Here is a 26,061-nt window from a genome sequence, read left to right on the forward strand (position 1 = left end):
GGAGGTTTTACAATGTCAGGTATATTTATATTTTTAGTTATATTTCTGGCCGTAGTATGTATGGTATTGGCCATATCCAAATTTAACCAGCATCCGTTCCTAGTACTTACGGTCATTGCCATTGCAGTGGGCCTGGTGTGCGGCATTCCCACAGAGGAAGTCATCAACACAGTAAAAAGCGGCTTCGGCAACATACTGGCCAGCATCGGTATCGTAATCCTGGCAGGAACCATCATCGGAACCATTCTTGAGAAGACAGGCGCTGCCCTGACCATGGCCAACACCATTCTCAAGCTGGTGGGAAAGAAGAACAGCGTCCTGACCATGGCCATCACCGGTTATGTGACAGGCATTCCTGTATTCTGTGATTCCGGCTTTGTCATTTTAAGCCCGATTTCCAGGGCCCTGGCCAGCCAGAGCAACGTATCCCTGGCCGTCATGGCCACAGCCCTGTCAGGCGGCCTATATGCAACCCACTGTCTGGTTCCGCCTACCCCCGGCCCTATCGCCATGGCAGGCACCCTGGAAGCCGACCTGGGACTGACCATACTGGTGGGACTTCTGGTATCCATTCCAGCCACCCTGTCAGCGCTGTTCTATGCAAAAAAGGTATCCAGCAAAATTGATATCCCTGCAAACCCTGAGTACACGGTAGATGAGCTGCTTCAGAAATACGGCAAGCTGCCCGGCGCCCTTCACAGCTTCTCACCCATCCTGCTTCCCATCGTACTGATTGCACTTAAATCCGTGGGCGACTTCCCCAGCGCTCCCTTTGGAGACGGCGCTGTAAAGATGTTCTTCTCCTTTATCGGAAACCCTGTCATTGCCCTGATTTTAGGCGTGTTCCTGGCCATGACCCTGGTTCCGGCCGCTGAGAAGAAAAATACCTTGTCCTGGATTACGGAAGGCGTCACCAACTCCGCCGGCATCCTGGCCATCACCGGCGCAGGCGGCGCATTCGGAGCCATCCTTCAGAAACTGCCTATCGCTGACGCGCTGAGCGCATCCCTTCTGGGCCTTGGAGTGGGCGTATTCCTTCCATTCATCATTGCAGCCCTGTTAAAGACAGCCATGGGCGCCTCCACGGTGGCCATGATTACCACCTCCGCTATGATTGCGCCTCTGATGCCTGCCCTGGGATTTACCACCCCGCTGGCAAAGGTGCTTGTCATCATGGCCATCGGAGCCGGTTCCATGACCGTGTCCCATGCCAATGACTCTTACTTCTGGGTGGTATCCCAGTTCTCAGACATGGAGACAAAGGATGCCTATAAATGCCAGACCGGTATGACAGGGGTAATGGGTATTGTAACTATTATTGTTGTGTTTATACTTTCCCTGGTATTTGTGCATTAGCCAAATTTCAGTACATCAAAAGGAATCCCCTGGCCGGGGATTCCTTTTGATTTTGCTTACGCTGTATTTTCTTCTAATTCTTTGCATGGGCCAACGGCTCACCTCTGAAATAGCGCTCAATATCCTCCACAATAATATCCAGGGAAATGGCTGCCAGATTGCTGCAGTTCCCTGCCCGGTGAGGCGTCAGGGTAACATTATCCAGCCCCAGGATGGGATGTCCCTCAGGAATGGGTTCCACGGAAAAGACATCCAGTCCCGCCCCGCCAATCCTGTGTTCGGCCAGCGCCTCCACCAGCGCCTCCTCATCCACCAGCCCTGCGCGGGCCGTGTTGATGAAAAATGCCGTGGGCTTCATCATGTTTATATGCTCCCTGGTTATAAGCCCCTGGGTATCACTGGTCAGGCGGGCATGAACACTTACATAATCGGAAGTCTTCATCAGTTCTTCCAGGGATACGCTTCTGCAGTTTGTCGCCTCAAAAACCTCAGGTCTGCAGAACGGGTCATAGGCGATTATACTGCAGCCAAAGGCCTGCAGCTTGGCCGCCACCCTCTGTCCGATGATTCCGTACCCCACAAGTCCTACCGTGGCGCCTTTTAAACTTTTAATATAGGAAGAATTAGGCGCATCCGTCATCCACTGGCCGTCATGGTCCGTGATGCTCATTCTGGCAATATTTCTGGATTCTGCCAGAATCAGTCCAACGGTATAATCGGAAACAGGGTCTGCCAGGCGGCCGGGCGCAACCGCCACCTTAACCCCCTGCTCCGTGGCTGCCCCGATATTGATGTTCTCGGCGCCGCTTCTGGTGACTCCTATCATCTTAAGATTCTTTCCCGCCTTAATGATTGCCGACCCCACCGGGGCAAAATTGGCAATAATAACCTCTGCCTCCTCTGCCTCCTTTAAAAACTCCTCATTTACCTCAAAGGGTTCAGGACCGGTCTTCTCCACCTTGGACGCATACTCCACAAACATGGAACGGTCCCAGTCTTTCTGGTCCTGTACATAAATAATTTCAGCGCCGTAAGCCTCCAGACGTTTTAACACAGTCTGGGCGTCCGGCGACATCACTTTGGGATAGGTCAGGGATGAATCTGTCAGCATAATTACTTTTCTCTTACTCATATGTCAATTCCTTTCCGGATTACTTCTCATATCCAATCAATTGTCTCACTTCTTCTATTGTCTCTGCTTCCAATACCCTTGCAGCGGTCTGTCTGGCCTCTTCAATCCGTATGCCGCGTATGCATCTTTTTATCCTGGGAATGCTGGATGCGGTCATACTGAACTCATCCAGCCCAAACCCGGCCAGCAGAACGGCCGCCCTTTCATCCCCGGCAAATTCACCGCACATGCCCACCGGCTTTCCCTGTGCATGGGCGGCATCAATCACCTTTTTTATACTCCTGAGCACGGCGGGATGAAGTGGATTATACCGGCCGGCTATTTTCACATTTCCCCTGTCAACCGCTAATGTATACTGGCACAAATCGTTGGTGCCAATGGAGAAAAAGTCCGCATATTTTGCCAGTACCTCTGACATGGCAACAGCGGCAGGCGTCTCCACCATGATTCCAACCTGTATATCCGGGTTGAATTCTCTCCCTTCAGACCGCAGTTCACCCTTACAGGCTTCAAGTATTTCATTGGCCTGCAAAAGCTCTTCTTTTGAAATTATCATGGGATACATGATTCTCAGATTGCCATAGGCGCTTGCGCGCAGAATGGCACGAAGCTGTGTCTTGAAAACATCAACCCGCTCCAGACAGATACGGATTGCACGCCAGCCCAAAAATGGATTTTCTTCATGTTCAAAGGTGAAATAGGGAAGCTCCTTGTCCCCTCCGATATCCAATGTCCGGATAATGACAGGCTTGTCCCCCATCTTCTCCGCCACCACTTTGTAGGCTGTAAACTGTTCCTCCTCCGTGGGAAAATGGGAATTTCCCATATACAGGAATTCCGTTCTGTAAAGCCCGATGCCCTCTGCGCCGTAATCCAGTATCCTGTCCGCATCAGACGGATTGCCTATGTTGGCGCACAGTTCAAAAACAGCATGGTCCTCTGTCATGGCCGGCTTATCCTTAAGCTGGGCCAGCAGCTGTTTTCCGGCCAGATACTCCTCCTGCTTCTGTTTATAAAATGTAATCTGCTCTCCATCCGGGTTGATGATGACTGTGCCTTCCAGGGCGTCCAGAATCACCCAGTCCTCATCCTTAAGCCCTTCCATCATGGCCCCGGTTCCCACCACTGCAGGAACCTCCAGGGACCTGGAAATGATGGCTGTGTGGGATGTCCTGCCTCCCTGCTCCGTCATAAAGCCCAGGGTTTTTGAGAAATCCATGGACATGGTTTCAGAGGGGGTCAGGTCTTTGGCTGCAATGATGCATGGATAGGGAAGCCTGCTTAAATCCAGGGATGCATTGCCCAGAAGATAGTCCATTATCTGACCGCCCACGTCCCTGACATCAGCGCCCCTCTCCCTGAGATATTCATCGTCCAGGGCTGCAAACAGAGCTTCTATCTCATCCAATGTCAGCTTAAGGGCCTGCTCCACATTCATTCTTTCATCCCGAATCCGGTCCTTTACGCCATCCTCAATCATAGGGTCCTCAATCACCGATAAATGGGCCGCAAAAATCTCAGCTTCACTTTCATTTAACTTCTGTTTTGTGGACTCATACAGCGCCTGCACATGGCAGGCCACCTTCCCCAGGGCCTCTGTAAAGCGGCTGATTTCCTTTTCTATGTCCTCCTCGCAGATTGTGTACGCCTCGACAGCGCGTTCCTCCTTATCCAGCTTCAGCACACGGCCAATGGCGATTCCATCTGAAACAGGAATACCAGACAATTTTTTCATTGTGGTCCTCCTCCAGATTATTCTGCCAGCTCAGCCAGATACGTGACAACCGCCTCAAGAGCCTCTTGCTCATCCTCGCCTTCAGCCCGGACCAGCACCTGGGCTCCCTGATTTAAATCCAGGGTCAGCACATTGATGATGCTTTTTGCATTGGCAGTCTTATTATCCCTGATTAGGCTGATTCTGCTGCCGTATTTCTTGACCAGGCTGACAAGACCATTGGCGGGTCTTGCATGCAGGCCTGTCTTATTTATAATCGTTACATTTTGTTCTACCATGTCCAAACCTCCGTTTTTTAACGTACTATACGGTCCAGACGAAACTATACTCCACAATATCGGTTCTGAAAAATACCTTTGTGTATTTTACAACCTTCCCGCTCTTATCATAGACCTTACTGCGTATGGACAGCTGGGGCGCATTGGTTGTCAGGTTCAATACTTCCTTCTGCTCCTTTGTGGGAACCTTGGCCTTCAATGTCTGCATGGAATATGCAATCTTTACCCCAAACTGGGTTTCCATGATTTCTATCAGGGACTTTGTTTCCATCTCCCAGGGATTGATTCCCTCAAAGAGCCACGACGGCAGATAATTCACTTCCTCTGCAAAGGGAACCTGGTCCGCAAGCCGTATTCTGTGGATGACAATCACCAAATCCTCGGGAGCGCAGCCAAAGATGCTTGCCAGGCGTGAACCGCAGCTCTCTGTTGTCATTGAAAGAATCTTGGAGCCGGGGGTGTAACCCGCTGCCACCAAATCATCATAAAGGCTGAATCCCTTATGGGATGTGACGCCCTCCCGCAGCTTTGCCACAAAGTATCCCCTGTTTGGCTGGCGCTCCACCAGCTTTGTTTCAACCAGCGCATTCAATGCGTTGCGCACCGTAACCCTGCTTACCTGATAGGTCTTACTCAGTGAGTTCTCAGTTGGCAGCTTATCGCCGGGAGCAAGTATGCCCTCCTCAATTTTAGCCTTGATATCGGAAACAATCTGATAATATAAAGGCATTGAAACATTGAGATTTTTCATCGATATACCCCCCTCCCAAACTTTTGCATAATAATTAATTATATTATATTGGTGGAACGAGATACAATCAACAATTATTTTGCAAAAATACCTGCCTTCCATATGATATGGCGGGTTTTTAGAGCATTGTTCCGCCGGAACAGTCTATGGCTGCCCCAATAATCTGCGACGAGCAGTCCGAACACAGGAATGCGGCAACCTGTCCAATCTCAATGGGCAGGGTGAATTTTCCTGTGGGAAGCAGCGCACGCATCCGTTCTGTCCTTGCATCCCCGTCCGGATATGTACGCTCTGTCTGTACATAGCCGGGCACAATTCCGTTGACCCGGATACCGTAGGGAGCCATTTCATTGGCAATACCCTTGGTAAGTCCGTATGCGCCCATTTTGGCGCTGATGTATGTGGTATTGTCCTTGCTGTTTGTGGTAAATGCAGACTTGGACAGTACATTGACTATGCTGCCAGGACGGTCATTATCCCGGCAGTATTTTACAAATTTGCGGCTCATAAAGAACTGGCTGTTAAGCGTAATCTCCTGTACCGACCTCCATTCCTCTGTGGTGAGCTGGTGGAACGGCTTGCGGATGGCGCCCCTGCCCGCATTGTTAATCAGGATATCCACTCTGCCGAAATGCTCCAGTACAGCCTGGAAAATCATATCAATCTGGTTTTCATCGCTGACATCTGCGTTCAGCTCCAGCACATCCACCCCATATTGCTTCACAAGCCCGTCCATATAGGCCCTTGTGTCCCCGTCATGGGCCAGGTCGGCAATTGCCAGGCTGCATCCCTCCTGGGCCAGGACCGTACTGCAGCCTTTGCCGATACCCCGTCCGCCTCCGGTCACAATCGCAACTTTTCCTTTTAAACCTAAATCCATGGTGCCTCCTTACTGTCTATTCCCCTAATCCAATCCTGTGCATCTTCTCCATATACTCCGTGAGATCCATTACCATATCCCTGCAGACAGAAGCAGCCTGTGCAGCCAGTTCCTTTTTATCCATCTGGTCACGGTCTGATAATACCTCTATCAGCATGGGCATGCTGACCCCCGCAACCCCATATAAGCATCGTGTACGGGCTGCCTTTGCAAGGGATTTAAAGGGTGTGCCGCCCATAATATCCACACATACAAATACATTTCCGTCATAAGAGTCAATCAGCTGATTCAGCTGTTCCTCATACGTTTCCGGGTCCATTCCCTCCTCCAGGGGAAGGCTGTCCAGCCTGGCAACATCCCCAAATACCATCTTGACGGAGTTAACCAGCTCCCTGCAGAAAAATCCGTGGGAAATGACCAGTATTGCCGGTACCTGCTGTTCCATATATCCTCCTTTCTATGCCTTACCGCACTGATTAAATAATTTCATATAGTGAAGCAGTTTTGCCTTGTATCCGTCTGCCATCAGCTGATATCCCAGATGAGCCCTTTTGATTTCACTGTGATGCGCCAGCAGATTATCAACTCCTGCCTGGAACAGGTCTGTTCCTATGTTAACCTTGGTGATGCCCATGCTTGTGGCCCTGGCCAGGTTCTCATCTCCTGAGCCTGAGCCTCCGTGAAGTACCAGGGGTATCTCCACTTCGTTGTATATTTTTTCCAGAAGTTCAAAATCCAGATAGGGTGTGCCCACATATTTTCCGTGGGCTGTTCCGATTGCAATTGCCAGTGCGTCTATGCCTGTTGCCTCCACATAGGCCTTTGCCTGTCCCGGGTCGGTCAGCCCTGCATTGCGGTCCGCGTCATACTGCTCTCCGCTTCCCACATGTCCTAATTCCGCCTCCACGCTGACACCTACTGCGTGGGCGATTTTAACCAGTTCCGCAACCTCCGCCACATTCTCCTCATAGGGAAGGCTTGAACGGTCCACCATAATGGAGGAAAAACCTGCCCGCAGCGCAATCATGGCATGCTCAAAGCATCCGCCGTGGTCCAGATTCAGCGCCACGGGAACCGATGCCTTCCCGGCCAGCTTCCCGCATATATCGGCAAAAAGGGGGATATCGGGATTTACATTAAAGATTACATCCAGAATCAGGGGCGCACGGTTCTCCTCAGCCACCTCTATGGCTGCCCTGGCAGTATCCTCATTGCATATATTAGGAGCCACCACACCATATTTGCCTTCCCTTGATTTTCTTAAAATATCGCACATATTGACTAACATAATAATCTCCTCCATTTTCAGGGGATGGTAAGGGGACGCGGATTCAGGCATCCCCCCACTGTCCCATAACAGCTGCTGTCTTATACAATACCCAGGAACGCTCCTGCAAGACAGGCCACCAGCGTAATGATAATCAGCCTTAAATACTTACCGCCTTTTTCAAAGTAGGAATACACACCCATCATCAGGATAAACGGAAGCAGTCCGGGCAGGATGCCGTCCAGCTTTTCCTGAATGGAAATCGCGCCGCCCAGGGTCTCACTTGCAATGGAAAGCGCCAGATTCAGCTTGCAATAGCTGGAGCCCATGGCTCCCAGCATGAACATTCCCATGACACCGGCGCCCGCCATAAGCTTCTTCATCCAGCCGCCTCTGAGCAGGGCTATCAGGGAACGTTTACCCATCTTATAACCCAGGTCAAAGGACCAGATACTTGCCAGACATGCGCTGAAACGGATGAATGGTTCCATGAGAAGTCCGGCCAGTACGGAGCCGCCCAATGCAAACGGGATAAATACAGTCCTGACAACAGGCGCATAGGTAGACCAGAGCAGGGAATCACCAAAGCCTGCAAAGGGCCCCATCAGGGACGACTTAAGGGTAATCACATCGTCACCGTCAATTCCTTCTGAACCTGCTGCAATCTCCTCTTCCATGGCCAGGGCGGCACCCATGATACAGTTTCCAAGGGACATCTCAGATATATACGGAAGCAGGTGGCGGTCCATTGCTTCTTTCAGTTCCTCATCCTTTCCCTTATACAGCTTTCTCAGGGCAGGCATCATGGCATAGCCCACGCCGGTACCATACATGGCTTCCAGGCTGTTGCCGAACCGGTGCCCCAGCATGACCCTCCACGCAGTCCTGTGGCAGTCCCGTTTTGTAAGGGCGCCTTCAAAACCGCCCTTTTTCTTAAAAATAGACATATCAAAGGGTTCCTCCCCCTCCTGCTTCGGATAAGCCAGCTGCACATATACAATTGCCAGGATAATGCCGAACACAGCAGCAACCAGGGTGGTAAAGCCAAATATCTTCATGGAGAAAAAGCCCAGTGCAAAGAAGGGAAGGAAATTCTTCTTTCCGATAAAGGTTGCGCAGAGTACAAGTCCGAATCCCGGAAGAATGCCGCCTACCACGGACAGGCCGGTAAGCAGCCACTGGGGTACCACGTCAAGAATGGCTGTGGTGCCTCTGCTGACGCCCAGCATGATGGCAAAGACAATGGGGACACGTACTATGAACTGTGTCAGGAACGGATAAATCGTGCCGTCCATGGTGATTCCCTTAAAGTTAAGGGCCTGTGCATCCCTGTGCGCCTTGCGGTTCCAGTAGCCGTTTACCATTCTTCTCGCGTTGTCCATAAACGTGCCAAGGATACCAAAAGGAGTTGCCAGAAGAACTGCGGTTGCCGGGTCCAGACCCGAGGTCAGTGCAACCGGTATGGCCACACAGGCTGCCAGCGAATCGTCTGCCGGCATGTTGGCGCCCACTGCAGCGATTGATATGTACATAATATTAATGGTTGCGCCGATAATCGTGCCGGTTACCACATCCCCGAAAACCAGTCCGAACAGCACGCCGTTTAAACAGGGGTTCATCAACGCCCTTCCCAGATTACCTAAATCACAGTTTATGACCCAATACCATACAGCTATCAAAAAGCAATGTAAAACTGATAATTCCATTCTTTCCCCTCCATCACATTTTGCAAATCATTATCCCTTCAGATTCAAGATACGATTGTCTCTATTATCCCTTCAGCTTCTTATATGCAGCTTCAAATTCAACCAGCTTGTCCTCCGGCGTGGGATGGAAATAGACCCTTACGCCGTCTCCGTTCAGTCCTTTCAGGGCATTCAGCTCCACCTCGCTCAGGTGGCAGGTATTGTTTGCGTGGTATGGCCTGTCCGCCATCTTGGGTACCTGTCCTATGTTGATGGATGTGTAATTCAGCCCCTGGTCATAGCACCGCTTGGCCGTGTCAATGTTCTGGAAAATAATAATGGTGTTCTGTTCCCCATATCCGTCCTTTTTCCATTCCTCCAGCGCCTTTGCCTCATCCATTACCTGGACCGTGACACCCTGGGGGGCTGCCAGAAGCAGCAGCTCTGTCAGAAAATCGTCAGCTGCCGACTTGTTGTCAACCACCACAATCTTCTTGGCCTGCAGGACCTTTGTCCAGCGCACCGCTACCTGACCGTGAATCAGCCTGGCATCAACCCTTGTCATTACTACATTACTCATTAAATCTCGCACCTCCTTAAGCATTTTTTTGTGTAATTTTGTTTTATTTGTATGTCTATACCATAATGCATGTGATTCAATTTGTCAATATACTTTTTGCAAATTGATTTAATTTTATATTGACAAAAAGGACAAATTAGATACAATATAGGTAGAATCATTAACAGACAAACAAAATACAAGAGGAGGTTATACATGGATTTAGGCCATAAAGGAAAAACAGTCATCATATCCGGCGGTTCCAAGGGAATCGGAGCCGGAATCAGTGAAGTGTTTGCGCAGGAAGGCGCCAACCTGGTTATCAATTACCACCGCAACAGAGAAGCCTGCCTGGAATTTGCCGGCTACCTTTCAGAGCACTATGGAATCAGGACAGCAGCCGTACAGGGGGATGTGGGAAAGGAAGAGGATGTGGCAGCCATATTTGACTGCGCCATTCAGAATTTCGGCCAGGTTGATATTCTGGTGAATAATGCGGGCCGCGGTGTTTCCAAGAAGTTTACCGATATCACACTGGAGGACTGGAACCAGTGTTTAAACGACAATCTAACCGGACAGTTCCTGATGTCAAGGGAGTTTGCGCGCAGGGTAATACCTGCTAAAAGAAGAGGATGGATTGTAAACATACTCTCCAAAGCATCCTGTACCTCCACCACAAAAGGACGCGTCTGCTATGTGTGCAACAAATCCGGTGAAACAGGGCTGACCCACTCCCTGGCCGTGGACCTGACTGAATATGGAATACATGTCAACGGCGTCATGCCGGGTTTTGTAATGGCTAATACACTAAAAACACAGTATGAGACAAACCGCGATGAATTCAACCAGCGGGTAGAACGGGTTCCCTTAAAACGGGTGGGGGAGCCATGGGAAATCGGAACCATGGTGGCGTTTCTGGCCAGCGATAAATGTGAGCTGGCCGTGGGGACATGCGTGGATATGACCGGCGGCCTGCTGCTGGGATATTAATCCGGGAGCATTCATATGAAACCAGACAAAAAATTGGTTTTTATAGACCTGGACGGGACCCTGCTGGATAACAGCCGCAGAATATCCGCCTACAGCCTAAGCGCGATAAAAAAACTGGAACAATCCGGCGGCATTCCCTGTATTGCATCGGGACGCCCGGCGTCCATGGTCCGGCTCTACACCCATGAACTGGGTCTGGATACCCCCCTGATATCCAATAATGCGGCCAATATCAGCCTGAACAAAACCATACTCCGCCAGACCTGCCTTCCCCCTGAAGCGGCGTGGGAATTCCTGAAGTTTTGTTTTTTCCATCATATGGACTGGGCGGTTTTTTACACGGATGCCATCTACACGGCAGACACGCCCACGCGGCTGGCACGGTATAGGGATTATAATATGGGGCTGGTAAAGGCTGGCTTTCCCCCGGTTCCCATTACAGTGGTGCGTTCCCCGGACCAGGCCCGTCCCCTTTTGGCATCAGGAGCCGAACGGCTGTCACTGCTGATTCATTCCCGGCAGGAGCGCAAATTGGTCCTGTCTTACTTTGAACACACCGGCGCCCTCTCCTGTATCCGTTCCACCCCTGATTCATTTGACATCGTACATCCCGGCGTGGACAAATGGTCCGGAATCCAGTTCATTGCAGACTATTACGGCATGTCCATGGACCAGGTATATGTATTTGGAAATGACCGGAATGACTTAAGGATGATTCAGAACTGCCCCAATTCATTTGTTGTGGCAAACGGAGAACCGGAGGTACGCTGCGCCGCCGCCCATATCATTGGAAGAAATGATGAGGATGGGGTGGCCAGGGCAATTGAGCAATACTTAATAATTTAATATATAGCGAAAGGAGTTTTTATGAACAATTTTATGTTTTACAGTCCCACCCGCTTCATATTCGGGAAGGGCGAAGAAATGAATGTGGGGAACTATATTTCCCAGTACGGCGCCAGCAAGGTGATGGTGCTTCATTATGGTACTGATTTTGAGTTTGAGACAGCCTTAATAAACAAGATTTTTGCTTCCCTTGACCAGGCTGGAATCCCTTATGTGGATTTTAAGGGCATTAAGCCCAATCCCACCATTGGGACCGGTGATAAAGGGGTTGCTGTTGTTAAGGAGGAGCATGTGGATTTCCTGCTTGCAGTAGGCGGCGGCAGCGTCATTGACACTGCTAAATACATAGGTGTGGCAGCCCTTACTGAGGAAAATGTATGGGATGAGTATTTTCTCAAAAAAACACCCGTCCATGCAACCCTTCCGGTGGGCGCCCTTCCGACTATTGCCGGAACAGGCAGCGAGGGTTCCTTCAGCTGCGTCATGACCAATGGTATATTAAAACGTTCCCTGAACGATGACAGGATTCGTCCTGTTTTCGCCCTCATGAATCCGGAATTAAGCTATACCCTTCCTGCGTTTCAGACTGCGTGCGGAGCCGTGGACATTATGGCGCATGTCCATGAACGGTACTTTACAAGGGGCGAGGATAATTATCTGACCGACAATCTGGGTGAGAGTATCTTCCGCACCGTTATCAAGTATCTTCCCATTGCCCTTAAGGAACCGGAAAATTACAATGCCAGGGCACAGCTTCTCTGGGCCAGTGTATTGGCCCATAATGACAGCTGCGGAGTAGGGCGTGTCACAGAAGGAACGGTCCATGGCATACAGTCTGAAATAGGGGGCATGTACGACAGTGCCCACGGCGCCGGGGTTGCCTGTGTGACGCCGGGATGGATGAAATATGTGTACAAAGCAGATACACGCCGTTTTGCCCGCTACTTTAACAGGGTATGGGAAATGGAATACGATGCCTATGATGTGGAAGGCATGATACTGGAAGGAATCGAACGGCAGAAGCAGTTTTATGTGTCCGTAGGCATTCCGGTACATTACAGCGAACTGGGTGTGAAGGAGGAGGATATACCGGCCCTGTGCTCCACGGTGCGCCGGGGGCCTGACGGCATGGCTGGAAACTTCATGAAACTGAGTACCGAGGACCTGATTCGCATTTACCAGCTCTTCAAATAGCCCAAGACCACATGGCGGGGAGTTTGACAAAACTCTGCCCATGCTTTAAAATAAAGGAGGAAAATTATGTCACTTGTAACCTTAAAAGAAATTCTTGCACCTGCTAACGAAAAAAACTATGCGGTAGCTGCCTTTGATACCATGGATTTTACCCTGACGGAAGGCATCATTGAGGCAGCCGAGCAGACCGGTCTTCCAGTTATCCTGATGCTTCCCGGATTTGCCTTTGACCGCCAGGAGGCTGACGCATTCCTGGATTTTAACCTGAGCCGGATTAAAAAGGCCAAAGCGCCCATCTGTTACCACCTGGACCACGGCGCATCCGTTGAGGAATGCTACCGTGCCATTCATGCAGGCTGCTCCTCTGTTATGTTTGACGGCTCCAAGCTGCCGTTTGAAGAGAATATCGAAAAGACCCGGCAGGTGGTCAAAGTCGCCCATGCCTGCGGCGTCAGCGTGGAGGCCGAAATCGGCCATGTGGCGGCCCCGGAGGGCAGCGTGGAGGGCAGTGTGGCAAAGGAGGACCTGTTTACCAGGCCCGAGGATGCGGTTGCATTTGTAGAGGCAACCGGAATCGATGCACTGGCCATTGCCTTTGGAACGGTCCACGGCGTTTATAAAGGCAAACCCAACCTTGATTTTGAGCGGCTCGCCAAAATTAAAAGCATGGTGGATGTTCCCCTTGTCATGCACGGAGGCAGCGGACTTCCTGAAAGCGACTTCAGAAAAGCAGTGGCTGGCGGAATCAACAAAATCAACTTCTTCACCGGTATGTCCCTGGCAACCATTGCCTCCATGCGCAAGATGATTGATGAGACAGATGGCCGCTGCCGTTATGTAAACCTCTTTGACAGGGCATTAAATACAGTAATCGGCATAGCCAGGGAACAAATGGAACTTTTCGGCACACAACCCATGTAAGAATATGGATTATAAGGAATAGGGATTATATGAAAACAGCTTCTAATGGTTCACTTCCCCTGTATTCTCAGATTGTACAGGATATCCGGAATAAGATATTAAACGGAACATATAAATACAACGAAAGGCTTCCAAATGAAAAGTGGCTCTGCAGTTTATACGACATCAGCCGCACCACCCTGCGCAAATCCATTGATGAACTGATTGCCGAGGGTCTTCTGGAACGCCATTCAAACAAAGGGGTCTATGTGGTCTATTCCAAATTTGACACCGGGTTTGACCGGCCTTACAGCCTGTTCCAGGAAATGGTCAAATCCGGAATAAAGCCCAGCTCTAAAATACTGTCTTTTTCGCGAATCAACGCGGACAGTAAGCTGGGCCATGCCCTGAACTGCGAAGTGAACACACCGCTGCTGGAAATCCTGCGCCTCAGGTATGCTGATGAAGTACCCTTTAACATTCAGCATCTCTATCTGATTGAATCCTTTTTTCCGCAGTTCAATCCGTGGCTGCTGACAGACCATTCCCTGTATGAAATCATGGAATCCGATTACCAGATAAAAATCGTCAAAACAGTACAGGTGGTGACCACGGGCACTGTCTCAAAAAACCAGTCGGAACTTTTAAAGGTACCCATCCGCACGCCTCTGCTCCACACCACCAGCACCATATATTCATCCACCGGCGATATTGTGGAATACCAGCAGAACGACATACTGACCAATGTGATTCCTTATTCATATAAAGTGCAAAGGCCATAAATAACAAAGTCTGTAAAATAACACCGCATCAGCTCCCGTAACAAGGGCGCTGATGCGGTGTTCTCTTATCTGTCATTCCATATGATTTGTAAGGACCTGCCTTGTATTTCAGGCAGTCCTATGCATGCATCCGTACAGGATGCCTCCACGGTCCCTGAAAACAGCTCTGTCAAACACTTCCCTGTTTGCAATGTTGGGCGGCAGCTGGCCGCCCAGATAAAGAGCCAGGGCCTGGTACAGTTTTTCTGACTGATATACAATCCGTTCCTCACTGACCCCGGCCAGATGGGGCGTCAGCAGAAGACGTTCCCGGGGAATCGTGTACAGAGCCGAGTCTTCCGGAAGGGGTTCCTGGTCAAACACGTCAAGAGCAGCCCTGATTCTCCCCTCTTTAAGCGCATCCTCCAGCGCCTGGCTGTCCACCAGGGCAGCCCTGGCCGTATTGACCAGACACGCGTCCTGTTTCATCATTCCCAGAAGCTTTCTGTCTATCATATGCCTTGTTTCATCTGTAACCCGGGCCATTAATACGATATAATCAGATACGGAAAACAGCGTTTCCAATGCTGTCAATTCAATCTGCAATGCATCGGAGCGCTTTTTATCCACATAGGGGTCATAACCTACCACATGCATCTGAAAAGCCCTGCATCTGGCGGCCAGCCCCATCCCATTTCTTCCCAGTCCCACGATTCCCACTGTTTTTCCTGACAGTTCCGTGGAGGACTCATTGATTCTCCTGAGCCTCAAATCATTCTTCTCCGTCCACTTTTCCGTCCGGAACACATGGGTTGCTGACAGCACCGGCTTTGCCATCATCATCATTGCCAGAAATGTAAATTCAGGCACCGAGCGTTCACAGCGGCCGCTGCTGAACAAAACCGGTATTCCCAGCCTGGTACACGCCTGAATATCTATATTTTCCTCGGGCCCGTCCCGTACACTCAGTATAAGCTTTAAATCAGGGCATTGGTACAGTACTTCCTCCGACAGTTTTTCGTATCCTGATATATGGATATCGTATCCCTTAAGAGCTTTTGTGATTTGTTCCTTTCCCATCCGCTTTTTCGGGTCCTTGTCCAGGCTGAACCCAACCCTGTCCATGTCCACCAGTTTCCTGAATTTTTCTGTCCATCCGTCATCAAATTCCGCCGTACACAGCAATCGTAACATATTTGTCCCTCCTTCTATATACTATCTTAAAATATTGTATTGCTTTTGTCAATTTAAATGTTCTATTTTGTTGCTTTTAGTTTCTATTTAAGATATAATATAAATACAATTTATAGAAGGAGGATTTACAGATGCGCTACAAGAAATTTGGAAGTACCGGTTTGGAGTTATCGGAAATCTCAGTAGGAACCTGGGCCCTGGGCGGAAAAGATATGGGACCCGTGGATGAGAAGGATGCAATTGAGGCCATACATACCATGATAGACTGCGGTGTCAACTTCATTGATACGGCGCCTACTTATGGAAGAGGGGCTTCAGAGACAATTGTGGGAAAGGCTCTGGCATCCGGAAAACGCAGCCAGGTCACCCTGCTGACCAAATGCGGTATCCGCTGGGAGGAAGGGCCAAAGAATTTTAAGAAGGGCGCTGTCCGTGACAGCAGCCATGACAGCATCATGAAACAGATTGACGAGTCCCTGATGCGCCTGCAGACGGATTATATTGATATCTACCTGATTCACTGGCCCGATGTCAATACACCCCTGGAAGAAACAGCTGATACATTAAAGGAACTTAAAAAAGCCGGCAAAATACGTTTCTCCGGCATTTCCAATTTTGAAGATAATGACCTTGAACAATTGTACACCCTGGGTGTGCTGGATGTAATCCAGTTCCCATATTCCATGGTTAACAGAAGCCAGGAACAATTATTAAAGAAGTATCACGGGAAAGGTGTTGCCACCATGGGTTACGGTTCCCTGGGAGCCGGCATCCTTACCGGGTCCATCCGGGAGCTTCCCCACTTTGAGCCCGGGGATGCGCGTCTGGGTTTCTACGATTTCTTTGTGGAGCCAAAATTCTCCCGGGTTATGAAGCTGGTCGGGGTGCTGGATGAAATCGCCCTGAAGCGCCAGGTGCCTGTTGCACAGGTAACAATCAACTGGACCGTCCAGCACAGCTTTATCAACACATCCCTGACCGGTGTCAGGAATGCCAGGGAGGCGGTTGAAAATACGGCCGCCATGGCATGGCAGCTGACCGCAGATGAGATACAGAGGATTGACCAGGCGGTTGAGCAGTTGGATTCACTGTCATAAACACAGCGGGCTGCGCGGGCTGAACGGAAAACAACTATGCCGCAAAGCGCGTCCCGCTTTGCGGCATAGTTTTCTAATTACTGCTCATAACCGGTTTAAACACTCTGCTTCTGGCCGGGTCCTCCCCATCTGCGGACTCCTGAGCCATAAGGACGGCCTCGCGGCAGAACTGTTCCTGGGAATTAACCAGGACCTTGCCCCGCTTGTCTTCCTTCTCGTAGCTGCCGTCCGGCTGCAGGATATGGGCCTTTACATTGTCCTCCAACTCCACCTCCAGGATATGGATAACCTTTTCCCTTAACACATCATCTTCCACCGGGAACATAATTTCCACCCTGCGGTCTAAGTTTCTGGGCATCCAGTCCGCGCTGCCCATATATACCTCAGGGCTTCCGTCATTAAAGAAATAAAAGATGCGGCTGTGCTCCAGGAAATTGCCCACAATGGAGCGCACGGATATGTTTTCACTGAGTCCCGGCACGCCTGCTTTAAGGCAGCAGATGCCGCGGATAATCATCTCCACCCTGACGCCTGCGCAGGAAGCTTCATACAGGGCGGTGATGATTTCCTTGTCACACAGGGAATTCATCTTGGCCATGATGTGGGCGGGTCTTCCTTCCCTGGCATGTTCCGCCTCCCTGCGTATCATCCGCAGGAACCTGCCCCTGAGCCACAGCGGCGCAACGGACAGCTTATTCCAGGCCAGCGGCTCGGAATAACCGGACAGCATGTTGAACACGGCAGTGGCGTCCTCTCCTATCTGGGGATTGCAGGTAAGTATGCCGCAGTCCGTGTAGAGCTTGGCTGTGGAATCATTGTAGTTGCCTGTGCCCAGATGTACGTAGCGGCGGATTCCGTCCTCCTCCATCCTTACCACCAGGGTAATCTTGCTGTGGGTCTTAAGGCCCACCAGCCCGTATATTACATGGCATCCCGCCTTCTCAAGCATCTTTGCCCAGTTGATATTGTTCTCCTCGTCAAAACGGGCTTTCAGCTCCACCAGCACAGACACCTGCTTGCCATTGTCCGCCGCCTCTGCAAGAGCAGCAATAATAGGCGAATTTCCGCTGACCCGGTACAGGGTCTGCTTGATGGCCAGGACCTCGGGGTCCCTTGCCGCGCTGCGCACAAAGTTTACCACCGGGTCAAAGCTCTGATATGGATGATGAAGCAGGATATCGCCCTTTCTGATATTGGTGAATATATCATCCTCATTCATAAGGGCCGGCACGGGCTGGGGCACATACCGGGGCGCCTTGAACAGTTCAAAGCCCTCCAGTCCGTACATCTTCATAAGGAATGTCAGGTCCAGGGGACCATTAATCTCAAAGATATCCTGGCTGTTGATGGACAGTTCCTTCCGGAGGATTTTAAGGAGGCGCTTATCCACATTATCCTCGATTTCCAGGCGGATAGCCTCGCCCCACTGACGTTTCTTGAGCTGCTTTTGGATTTCCTCCAGCAGGTCCACAGCCTCCTCCTCATCTATGGTAAGGTCGGCGTTCCTCATGATGCGGAATGGATGGGAGGCCACAATATCATAATTGAGGAACAATGAAGGCATGTTCCGCTCTATGATTTCCTCCAGAAGGATGACCACCCTCTGCTCCTTGCCGTCCTCGTCTATCTCCCTGGGCAGCTCCACAATCCTGGAAATGACCGAGGGAACCTGCACCATGGCGAACTCCAGTTCCTCATCCTCGCCGCTCTTCTTTTTCAAAAGTGCGGCAATGTTCAGGGTCTTGTTGCGTATCAGCGGGAAGGGCCTGGAGGAATCAAAGGCCATGGGCGTCAGAACCGGATATACATTCTTCTTAAAGTACTCGTCCGCATATGCCGCCTCTTCCCCTGTCATGTCCTCATGCTCTGTTATGATTCGCAGCCCGTTCTGTCTTAAGGTAGGCACCAGGGAACGGTTATAGGTGGAATACTGCATCTCCACCAGCTCATGGGTCCTCTCGCTGATTCGGTCCAGCTGCTCCTGGGGCGTCAGGCCTGCGATGTCGGGCTTGGTATACTTTGCATGTACCATGTCCTTTAAGGAGGCCACCCGGACCATATAAAACTCGTCCAGGTTGGAGGCGGTTATGCTCAGGAACTTAAGGCGCTCAAAGAGAGGGATACTCTTGTCCCTGGATTCGCTGAGAACACGGTAGTTGAATTCCAGCCAGCTCAGCTCGCGGTTAACATAATTCGTAGGGTCCGCAGCAAAATCAATGGGGACTGAATCCGCCCTTACCATATCGGTTTTTTCCGCTTTATTTTTCTCTGCTTTAGCCTTCTCAGCCTTGGTTTTGGCTGCCTGAGGCTTTCCAGCTGCTTCTGCCATATCTACACCCTCCTTTTCTGTCTGAGTACCGGCCTTATGCCGAATATCTCTTCAAAGAAGTCCGCCTTCTGGTCAAAGGATGCGGCCTCCAGCGCCATATTTCCGGGATAACCAGTGGTGATTACCAGTTCATTTTCCCGGATAGCCATGCGGCAGTCCACCAGCTTTCCCCTGTGGCTGCGGTCCATGGAATTGGCCAGGCGCAGGATGGCTGTCAGCTTGGCAATGAGGATGGTGATGGCGTTGCGGCTCATTCCGCTGTCCTCCTCCTGGTGTACCTGGGTTTCCAGCTGCACCTTGTCATAGTCGAAATCACGGATATTATACCGTACTACATTGGCGATGATTTCCCGCTCCAGATGGCTCAGACCGATGATTTCCGTGGACATAATGATGTTATAGGAGCATTCGTTGGAATTCTTTATGCTTATGAACTTTCCGCAGGCATGGAGCAGCACCGCTATCTGCAGCATCAGCCGCTCCCGCGGTCCCAGTCCATGGAATTTCTTCATGTTGTCGAATATACCCAGGGCATACTGCTCCAGCACCTGGTTATGGCTGGTGTGGCACTTATAGCGCTTTGCAATGTTCCTGGATGCTGCCAGAATGTCATTCTCAAAATTGTGGCTGAACCGGACCAGCTTATTGTCGTTGGCATATTCTGCGGCAATACCGTCGCAGAGACGGATGCCCGGCACCCAGAACATCTCTGCGCCGGTCAGCTCCAGAATCCGCTTATATACCACAACACTCGGCAGAAGAAGGGATGCGTATTCGCTGTTGACCCCGAAGCGCTCCTCAATCTGGTCCGTTGTCATCTGACACATGCGGTCGTAGAAACGGTTCATGGTGGCCGCGTCAATCTTGTCCCCATAGGTCTTAAGGTCCAGCCGGTTGATGATATAGAGGATGTTCTCTCCGATGCCAATCAGGTTGGTAATTTCCCTGTCCTTCAGGTACATTTTCCGGAAGGTAAACAGCTCATTGTCCACGATTTCCTCTATGTGCTGCTTGTGTTCCTCCACCGTGGCCGGTATCCTGGCCAGCAGCCCTCTCACACGAAGGGTGCCCAGGGGCAGGTTCTGGGTGGTCACCAGGGAATCCTTGTCAAAGAGGGACAGCTGGGCGCTTCCGAATCCCACATCCACAATAGCGGTTCCCTTCTGGATGATTTTGTTGAATTCCGCTGCCTTGGCAGCTATGGCCTTATAACTGATGAACCGCTGCTCCGAATTGCTGATGATACGCACCGTAAGCCCTGTCCTGACCCGAATCTGGTCCAGGATAATCTGGCGGTTGTGCGCCTCCCTCATGGCGCTGGTCGCATATGCCCTGTAGTCCTTTACCTTATAGGACTTCATAATCTGGACAAATTCCTCCAGTACCTGGCACATCTCCTCCACCAGCCCATAGCTTATCTTTCCTGTGCTGTAAGTATCTTTTCCAAGGGCTATTACATGGCGTACATGGTCAATACGCCGGATACCTGTCTTATATGACATCTCATAGATGCCCAGCTCCAGCTCAAATGAACCCACATCAATCGCCGCAAATGTCCGAACTGCCACTTTTTTCAACTCCTTATCGGTTGCCTTATAGGTTAACTCATGGTTATTATAATCGTCCTCCTCCCATCTTACATCGAAAGGCGGTAAATCTTATGTAAAATCTGCGTAAAAACTACTGTCTCGCCTTCAGATGGGTTATAAACTGGGCCGCTGTCCTTCCAGACAAGCCTCCGTGGCTCAGCTCCCACTTGTTGGCCTCAGCAAAAAGCTCCTGCTCCGGCATGTCCAGGCCATGGCGCTCCGCCAGCGCCTTTACAATTGTCTCAAACTGCCTCTTATCCGGCGAGCCGTAGTAAATAGTGACCCCGAACCTGGCGGCCAGGGACAGCTTTTCCTGGACCGTGTCGTTGTTGTGAAGCTCGTCATCCAGCTCCCTCTTGTCGCTGAACTTTTCACGGATAAGGTGGCGGCGGTTGGAAGTGGCATAGATGAGTACGTTGCCGGGGCGCTTTCCCAGTCCGCCCTCTAAAATCGCCTTCAGATACTTATACTCAAGTTCGTAGTCCTCAAAGGAAAGATCGTCCATGTAGATGATGAACTTATAATTACGGTCCTTAATCTGCTCCAGCACATCGGACAGCGCCTTGAACTGATGCTTATATACCTCAATGATGCGCAGACCCCTGCCATAATATTCATTGAGCACTGCCTTGACGCTGGAGGACTTGCCTGTTCCTGCATCTCCGAAGAGAAGAACATTGTTGGCTTCCTTGCCCTCCACAAAGGCATCGGTGTTCTCTATGAGTTTCTGCTTCTGCAGCTCATAGCCCACAATGTCCTTAAAATATATGTGCTCCACATTGATGATGGGGTCTATGATAACAGGCTGCCCTTCCTCCTTCTCAATGATGCGGAAGGCCTTATTGAGCCCGAATTTTCCAACGCCGAATTCCCTGTAAAATTCCACCACATGGTCCTGGAACTCACCTGCATCCGCTGCTTCCTCCAACTGTACGGCCAGATTCACAATCCGGTCCCTGACACGGCGGTTGAATACCCGGCTGTCCTTTCTGGCAGGCCTGTAATCCTCCATAAGGGCCCACAGGCCGGAGGGTTCCAGGTTTCGTATATCATAATCAAACAGGGCCTTGAAGATTCGGCAGTCCTCCCTGGCCAGTTCATCCAGGGAACCTCCTGCCGCACCTGTTATCTCACATGTGGTGGTGTATGCGTTCTCATTGTTCGCCAGGCAGAAGGCCAGGAAACAATGCCAGAGGTTTCCCTCAAATCCGTACTTAACAGCCAGCTCCGTAAGGCGTCCCCCGCAGGATGCGCCGTCAGGCTCCTGTCCTCCCTGCGCATACCCCATCAGATGGGCGATGTCCCGGAACAGCTCCTGGTGCTCCAGGTTTCTGTATATTACTAAATCTTTGATATCCATGGCCTTCCTGCCTCCCTAATAATTTCCCAGAATTCTCATGCTGACTGCTTCCTCGGAGATTCCCAGCAGCGCGTTGCGGATGGCCGGGTCGCTGAGCGAACCCTCCACATCCACAAAGAACCTGTATTCCCAGCTGCGTCCCTCTATGGGCCGTGATTCTATCATCAGCATATTCACATCATTGTAGATAAAGTTCCCCAGCATATTATACAGGGAACCGCTTTTATGCAGACCTTCAAAGCATATGCTGACCTTGGCGGCATCCTTCCGGTACATGGGAGTCCTGGCAACAATGATGAACCTGGTGGTATTGTTCTTATTGTTGTTGATGGAGGCCTCCAGAACCTTCAGGCCGTAGAGGGCTCCTGCTGTGGGGCTGGCCACCGCTGCCTGGGTTATATCCCCCTCTTCCAGCACCTTTTTAGCCGCCCCGGCCGTGTTCTCCGCGCTTATCTGGCTCCACTGCCTGTGGGCGCCCAGATACCCGGAGCACTGCATCAGGCCCTGGGGATGGGAATAGACCCGTTTGATGTCCCGGAGAGTGGCTTGCGGCAGGCCCAGAAGCGCATGGTCCACAGCCACCTTTGTCTCGGCCACAATGTATATGTCATGCTTCAGCAGATTATCGTAATTATCAATCACGGCCCCTGCCAGGGAATTCTCAATGGGAAGCACTCCGTAGTCAGCCCTTCCCTCCTCCACCTCTATCATGGCGTCCTCAAATACCGGGACATGGTATACATCGGCATCTTCCCCAAAATACTGGAGGGCGGCCCTGTGGCTGTAGGCCCCCTCCACGCCCTGGTACACAATCCGCGCGCCTTCCCGTTTCAGCCCGTCCACCATGGTAAAGCCGGTATCCCCGTCCATGCCGTGCTCCGCCAGAAGGCGGTACTGAAGCCTGCGGCTGATGGTCATAATCTGCGAAAAAAGCTCATGCACCCCTTTTTTGTTGAATTCACTGCGGGCCATGGCAGCCACTGCCTCCAGCTTCTGCTTTTCCCGCTGCCCGTCGTACACAGCCTTCCCTGTCCCAATCTTAAATTCGGCCACCTGGCCGCACAGCTCCATCCGTTTCTCAAACAGCTCCACCAGTCCGGCGTCTATCTCATCCAGCCGGCCCCTTATCTCCTGTAAATCCAGATTCTCCATGGTTATTTCTCCTGCTCCTGTCCTTCCTTCATGTCTTTCAGCATGCCTGATATAACGTCTCTTGTATATGCCCCGGGAAACTTACGGCTTTCTGCCGGAAGCTCCTTGATATAGATTGGTGTTCCGTAGCGTATGCACACATGGCTGGGCTTTATGAAAGGCAGGTGCTGTTCAAATATCTCAGCCGTCCCCGTGATGGCCACGGGTATGACAGGGCATCCGCTTTTCTGCGCAATCTTAAGGCTCCCCTCATGGAACGGCAGGAGCTCTGTCAGCTCCCGGTTCTCATTGCGGGTGCCCTCAGGGAATATCCATATGGATACGCCGGATTTTACTTTTTCGATTCCCTCCAGTATGGTCTTAAGGCCTTCCTTTATATCCACACGGTCCAGGAAAAGACAATTGACTCTCTGCATCCAGGTCCGCAGAAGGGGTATCTTTAACATCTCCTTCTTGGCCACAAACCCGGTCAGACCCGGAACCGTCATATAGCCCACCAGTATATCGAAATAGCTCCTATGGTTCCCCACATAGAGGACGGCCCGGTCCGACGGTATGTTCTCCAGCCCCTGCACCTCGTATGTAACGCCTGACAGCCTCAATATGAAGCGGAATATCCCCTGAATTTTGCTGAGACTCTTTTCCTGCACTCCCACAGGGTCCTTTTTGGCTCTGAACTTAAGCAGGGTCAGTACCGGTATGGAAAATACCAGGTACAGTACAATCGTCAGCGCCACCAATATGATACGTATCATTGCCTTCTCCTTTATACATCCGTATTTATAAGTCAAGAAATGTTTATTTTCCATTATATCAAAAAGAACGGCTTAAATACAATACCTTCCAACCAGGTTTGTTATTTAATCGCCGTTCTTAGGCTTAGTGAGATATTCAAATAAAAGGCCTGTCATAAACCAGAGCGGCGCGAACTTAAGCCGTATGACCCCGCCCACATTATCCGGCCACAGGGAGTAATCCCATGGGCAGATTCCTATGCTGGTAAGCCATATGCCGGTTATATATTCCGCAATGAAAATCAGCACCATATAAATCAGTCCGTGGCGTATGCCCCGGCCGGCGCGGCTGAGTCTGTCCTGTCCCGCGTCCTCCAGCCCCGGAAGTCCTGTGAGCCAGCTGTCAATGAACCGGCTAATTGGAAGCAGGAGGGCCCCCATACCGTAGATGGGAAACATGATAAGGGACGTCCGGCCAATGAGTCTCCAGTCCCCGGCCATAATGGAATCCACGGAGGTGAACATGACCTCCAGACACCATCCTGCAATTCCGCATCTGCAGAAATTAAGGAGTAATCCATATATTTTATTTTCGTGATTGATTTGTCCTGTTTGCGCTCTCATAGCCATTAGTATGGGCCCGGGAAGCTGCCTTCTATTCGCAGTTGCCTGCTTTTCCAAAACTTTCCGGGTTCCTGCGCCCGGATTCAGGACTTGATAAAATCCTCCCGGCCGGCCTCTACAAAAGCGGGGACAGCAGGCGGCTGGACTGCTCCTTAATGCGCATCCACATATTCCTGTCCCTGTACTCCTCTTTAGTGATTTCCCTGCAATGGGGCAGGTCATTCATAAACGCCTCTTCCAGCTGGCCGGTAACTTCCTCGTCATAGATGGTGGCATTGACTTCAAAATTCAGTTCAAAACTGCGTATATCCATGTTGGCTGTTCCATAACAGCTTACCCTTCCGTCCACCATGATACCCTTGGAGTGGAGGAATCCATTTTCATACACATAAACCCTGGCGCCATAGTCCAAAAGCTCCCCAGCATAGGAGCAGGTGGCCCAGTACACAAAGGGATGGTCCGGTTTGCAGGGAATCATCAGCCGCACATCCACCCCGGAAAGGGCCGCAATCTTAAGGCTGGAGAAAATGGCGTCATCCGGTATGAAATAGGGGGTCTGTATATAGATATGGTGCTTTGCCTTGTGGAACAGCTCCAGGTAATTATTCCGTATATGAGGCTCCCTGGTATCCGGCCCGCTGGTGATAATCTGCATGCAGACCATCTCGCTCACATGGTCCGGGTCCGGCCAGACAGCATGTATCTGACCGTTCAGCCTGCGTCTGGCATACTCTGCTTCCTCCCCGAAATACCGGATTTCCTTAAACAGGTTCTCACCTGTGACATAGTTCCAGTCCAGGGCAAAACGAATCTGAAGGCTGATGGCTGCCTCCCCCTTGATTTCCAGGTGGGTATCGCGCCAGTAGCCAAACTTAGGGTCCCGGGATATATATTCCCGGCCTATATTAAATCCCCCCACAAACCCTGTGGTGCCGTCCACCACCACGATTTTCCGGTGGTTGCGGTAATTCACCCTCAGGTTAAGCCACCCCAGAAAGGGAGGGAAGAATACTCCCACCTTAATTCCCGCGCAGCGCATCTGGTCCCACCGCTTCTTCGGCATGAACCGGCCGCCCATTCCGTCGCACAGGATTCTCACCTCCACCCCTTCCCTTACCTTTTCCAGAAGAATGGGAACAATGGAGTCAAAGAGCTCATCGTTCTTGATAATATAGTACTGTATGTGGATGAACCGCCTGGCCTGGCGCAGGGCGTTTCTCAGGGCCTCAAATTTGGCCTGGCCGTCCGTGTATATCTGCACCTGGTTGTTCACGGTAAGCACGGAACCCGAAGTCTCCAGGTTATAGATAATCAGGCTCTTAAAATCCCTGGACATGGGGTCCATCATTTCCTCGGGCATGTCGTCGGAGCGTATGATATCCTCCTGGCTCTTCACCGGCAGGTTCAGCCGGTCGCTGACCTCCTTCACGCGGAACATCCTGCTCTTCTTCATATCCTGTCCAAAGAGCAGGTAGAATACGATTCCAAACACAGGGATGAAATACAGGGCCAGAAGCCAGGTCCATACACTTCTGGGGTCCCTGCGCTGAAAAAATATAATAATGATTGAAAACGCCAGGTTGATATACAGCAGATGGTCCAGCAGCCATCCCCATACCGTCAGTACCGTACTCCAGATTATTTCCAT

The 26,061-nt window shown here is 50.9% G+C and carries 24 protein-coding genes; 7 read left to right on the plus strand and 17 right to left on the minus strand.

What is annotated here, in order from left to right; all coding sequences use genetic code 11:
- Positions 1 to 12: 12 nt before the first annotated feature.
- A complete protein-coding gene (locus I2H39_RS24350; protein WP_195627722.1) occupies positions 13 to 1,356 on the plus strand; it encodes a GntP family permease in 1,344 nt (447 codons plus the stop codon).
- A 73-nt stretch (positions 1,357 to 1,429) separates the two neighbouring features.
- On the opposite strand, the gene I2H39_RS24355 is transcribed toward I2H39_RS24350, so the two are convergent.
- From I2H39_RS24355 to I2H39_RS24395, 9 genes are all read right to left on the minus strand, one after another.
- The gene (locus I2H39_RS24355; RefSeq protein WP_195627723.1) at positions 1,430 to 2,488 is read right to left on the minus strand and encodes a 2-hydroxyacid dehydrogenase; all 1,059 of its coding nucleotides are present in this window, start codon (positions 2,486 to 2,488) and stop codon (positions 1,430 to 1,432) included.
- Between the two features lie 19 nt (positions 2,489 to 2,507).
- Positions 2,508 to 4,223 carry a phosphoenolpyruvate--protein phosphotransferase gene (gene ptsP, locus I2H39_RS24360; RefSeq protein WP_195627724.1) on the minus strand — a complete coding sequence of 572 codons (1,716 nt, stop codon included), beginning with the start codon at positions 4,221 to 4,223 and terminating at the stop codon, positions 2,508 to 2,510.
- 17 nt (positions 4,224 to 4,240) lie between these two features.
- Positions 4,241 to 4,501, minus strand: coding sequence for an HPr family phosphocarrier protein (locus I2H39_RS24365; protein ID WP_138306330.1), 261 nt, complete (start codon positions 4,499 to 4,501; stop codon positions 4,241 to 4,243).
- A 25-nt stretch (positions 4,502 to 4,526) separates the two neighbouring features.
- The gene (locus tag I2H39_RS24370) at positions 4,527 to 5,252 is read right to left on the minus strand and encodes a GntR family transcriptional regulator (protein ID WP_138306329.1); all 726 of its coding nucleotides are present in this window, start codon (positions 5,250 to 5,252) and stop codon (positions 4,527 to 4,529) included.
- A gap of 118 nt (positions 5,253 to 5,370) precedes the next feature.
- On the minus strand, positions 5,371 to 6,132 hold the full coding sequence (locus tag I2H39_RS24375; RefSeq protein WP_195627725.1) for an SDR family oxidoreductase: 762 nt from the start codon (positions 6,130 to 6,132) through the stop codon (positions 5,371 to 5,373).
- Positions 6,133 to 6,148: 16 nt separating this feature from the next.
- Positions 6,149 to 6,577, minus strand: a complete 429-nt coding sequence (locus I2H39_RS24380) for a hypothetical protein (RefSeq protein WP_195627726.1) — start codon at positions 6,575 to 6,577, stop codon at positions 6,149 to 6,151.
- A gap of 12 nt (positions 6,578 to 6,589) precedes the next feature.
- Positions 6,590 to 7,420 carry a class II fructose-bisphosphate aldolase gene (locus I2H39_RS24385; protein WP_195627727.1) on the minus strand — a complete coding sequence of 277 codons (831 nt, stop codon included), beginning with the start codon at positions 7,418 to 7,420 and terminating at the stop codon, positions 6,590 to 6,592.
- Positions 7,421 to 7,500: 80 nt separating this feature from the next.
- Positions 7,501 to 9,105 (minus strand): PTS system mannose/fructose/sorbose family transporter subunit IID, encoded by a 1,605-nt coding sequence (locus tag I2H39_RS24390; RefSeq protein WP_138306325.1) that lies wholly within the window; start codon positions 9,103 to 9,105, stop codon positions 7,501 to 7,503.
- A 64-nt stretch (positions 9,106 to 9,169) separates the two neighbouring features.
- A complete protein-coding gene (locus tag I2H39_RS24395; protein WP_138306324.1) occupies positions 9,170 to 9,664 on the minus strand; it encodes a PTS sugar transporter subunit IIB in 495 nt (164 codons plus the stop codon).
- 195 nt (positions 9,665 to 9,859) lie between these two features.
- Between I2H39_RS24395 and I2H39_RS24400 the strand changes: the two genes are divergently transcribed.
- From I2H39_RS24400 to I2H39_RS24420, 5 genes are all read left to right on the plus strand, one after another.
- Complete coding sequence (locus I2H39_RS24400) at positions 9,860 to 10,633, plus strand: SDR family oxidoreductase (RefSeq protein ID WP_138306323.1); 774 nt, start codon at positions 9,860 to 9,862, stop codon at positions 10,631 to 10,633.
- A 15-nt stretch (positions 10,634 to 10,648) separates the two neighbouring features.
- Positions 10,649 to 11,479: an HAD family hydrolase gene (locus I2H39_RS24405; protein ID WP_195627728.1), complete on the plus strand. Its 831-nt coding sequence runs from the start codon at positions 10,649 to 10,651 to the stop codon at positions 11,477 to 11,479.
- 21 nt (positions 11,480 to 11,500) lie between these two features.
- Positions 11,501 to 12,673, plus strand: coding sequence for an iron-containing alcohol dehydrogenase (locus tag I2H39_RS24410; RefSeq protein WP_195627729.1), 1,173 nt, complete (start codon positions 11,501 to 11,503; stop codon positions 12,671 to 12,673).
- A gap of 66 nt (positions 12,674 to 12,739) precedes the next feature.
- Positions 12,740 to 13,594 (plus strand): class II fructose-bisphosphate aldolase, encoded by an 855-nt coding sequence (locus tag I2H39_RS24415; protein ID WP_138306320.1) that lies wholly within the window; start codon positions 12,740 to 12,742, stop codon positions 13,592 to 13,594.
- Between the two features lie 29 nt (positions 13,595 to 13,623).
- Complete coding sequence (locus tag I2H39_RS24420; RefSeq protein ID WP_138306319.1) at positions 13,624 to 14,355, plus strand: GntR family transcriptional regulator; 732 nt, start codon at positions 13,624 to 13,626, stop codon at positions 14,353 to 14,355.
- 108 nt (positions 14,356 to 14,463) lie between these two features.
- Here I2H39_RS24420 and I2H39_RS24425 read toward each other — a convergent pair whose 3' ends face one another.
- A complete protein-coding gene (locus I2H39_RS24425) occupies positions 14,464 to 15,528 on the minus strand; it encodes an NAD(P)-dependent oxidoreductase (protein WP_195627730.1) in 1,065 nt (354 codons plus the stop codon).
- Positions 15,529 to 15,659: 131 nt separating this feature from the next.
- Here I2H39_RS24425 and I2H39_RS24430 point away from each other — a divergent pair, with 131 nt between their 5' ends.
- On the plus strand, positions 15,660 to 16,625 hold the full coding sequence (locus I2H39_RS24430) for an aldo/keto reductase (protein ID WP_138306317.1): 966 nt from the start codon (positions 15,660 to 15,662) through the stop codon (positions 16,623 to 16,625).
- 73 nt (positions 16,626 to 16,698) lie between these two features.
- Here the strand turns inward: I2H39_RS24430 and I2H39_RS24435 are convergent, their stop codons facing one another.
- From I2H39_RS24435 to cls, 7 genes are all read right to left on the minus strand, one after another.
- Positions 16,699 to 18,867 carry an RNA degradosome polyphosphate kinase gene (locus tag I2H39_RS24435; protein ID WP_347563789.1) on the minus strand — a complete coding sequence of 723 codons (2,169 nt, stop codon included), beginning with the start codon at positions 18,865 to 18,867 and terminating at the stop codon, positions 16,699 to 16,701.
- Between the two features lie 89 nt (positions 18,868 to 18,956).
- Positions 18,957 to 20,522, minus strand: a complete 1,566-nt coding sequence (locus I2H39_RS24440; protein ID WP_138306315.1) for an exopolyphosphatase — start codon at positions 20,520 to 20,522, stop codon at positions 18,957 to 18,959.
- A 112-nt stretch (positions 20,523 to 20,634) separates the two neighbouring features.
- A complete protein-coding gene (locus I2H39_RS24445) occupies positions 20,635 to 21,903 on the minus strand; it encodes an ATP-binding protein (protein WP_195627731.1) in 1,269 nt (422 codons plus the stop codon).
- Between the two features lie 15 nt (positions 21,904 to 21,918).
- Entirely contained in the window at positions 21,919 to 23,055 is a 1,137-nt protein-coding gene (locus tag I2H39_RS24450) for a bifunctional chorismate mutase/prephenate dehydratase (RefSeq protein WP_195627732.1), read from the minus strand.
- Positions 23,056 to 23,057: 2 nt separating this feature from the next.
- The gene (locus I2H39_RS24455) at positions 23,058 to 23,810 is read right to left on the minus strand and encodes a lysophospholipid acyltransferase family protein (RefSeq protein WP_138306312.1); all 753 of its coding nucleotides are present in this window, start codon (positions 23,808 to 23,810) and stop codon (positions 23,058 to 23,060) included.
- A 105-nt stretch (positions 23,811 to 23,915) separates the two neighbouring features.
- Positions 23,916 to 24,413 carry a hypothetical protein gene (locus I2H39_RS24460; protein WP_330641108.1) on the minus strand — a complete coding sequence of 166 codons (498 nt, stop codon included), beginning with the start codon at positions 24,411 to 24,413 and terminating at the stop codon, positions 23,916 to 23,918.
- Positions 24,414 to 24,528: 115 nt separating this feature from the next.
- A complete protein-coding gene (gene cls, locus I2H39_RS24465; RefSeq protein ID WP_138306310.1) occupies positions 24,529 to 26,061 on the minus strand; it encodes a cardiolipin synthase in 1,533 nt (510 codons plus the stop codon).

Source organism: Clostridium sp. 1001283B150225_161107_B6 (assembly GCF_015556325.1).
In the GTDB taxonomy this organism is placed as follows: domain Bacteria; phylum Bacillota; class Clostridia; order Lachnospirales; family Lachnospiraceae; genus Enterocloster.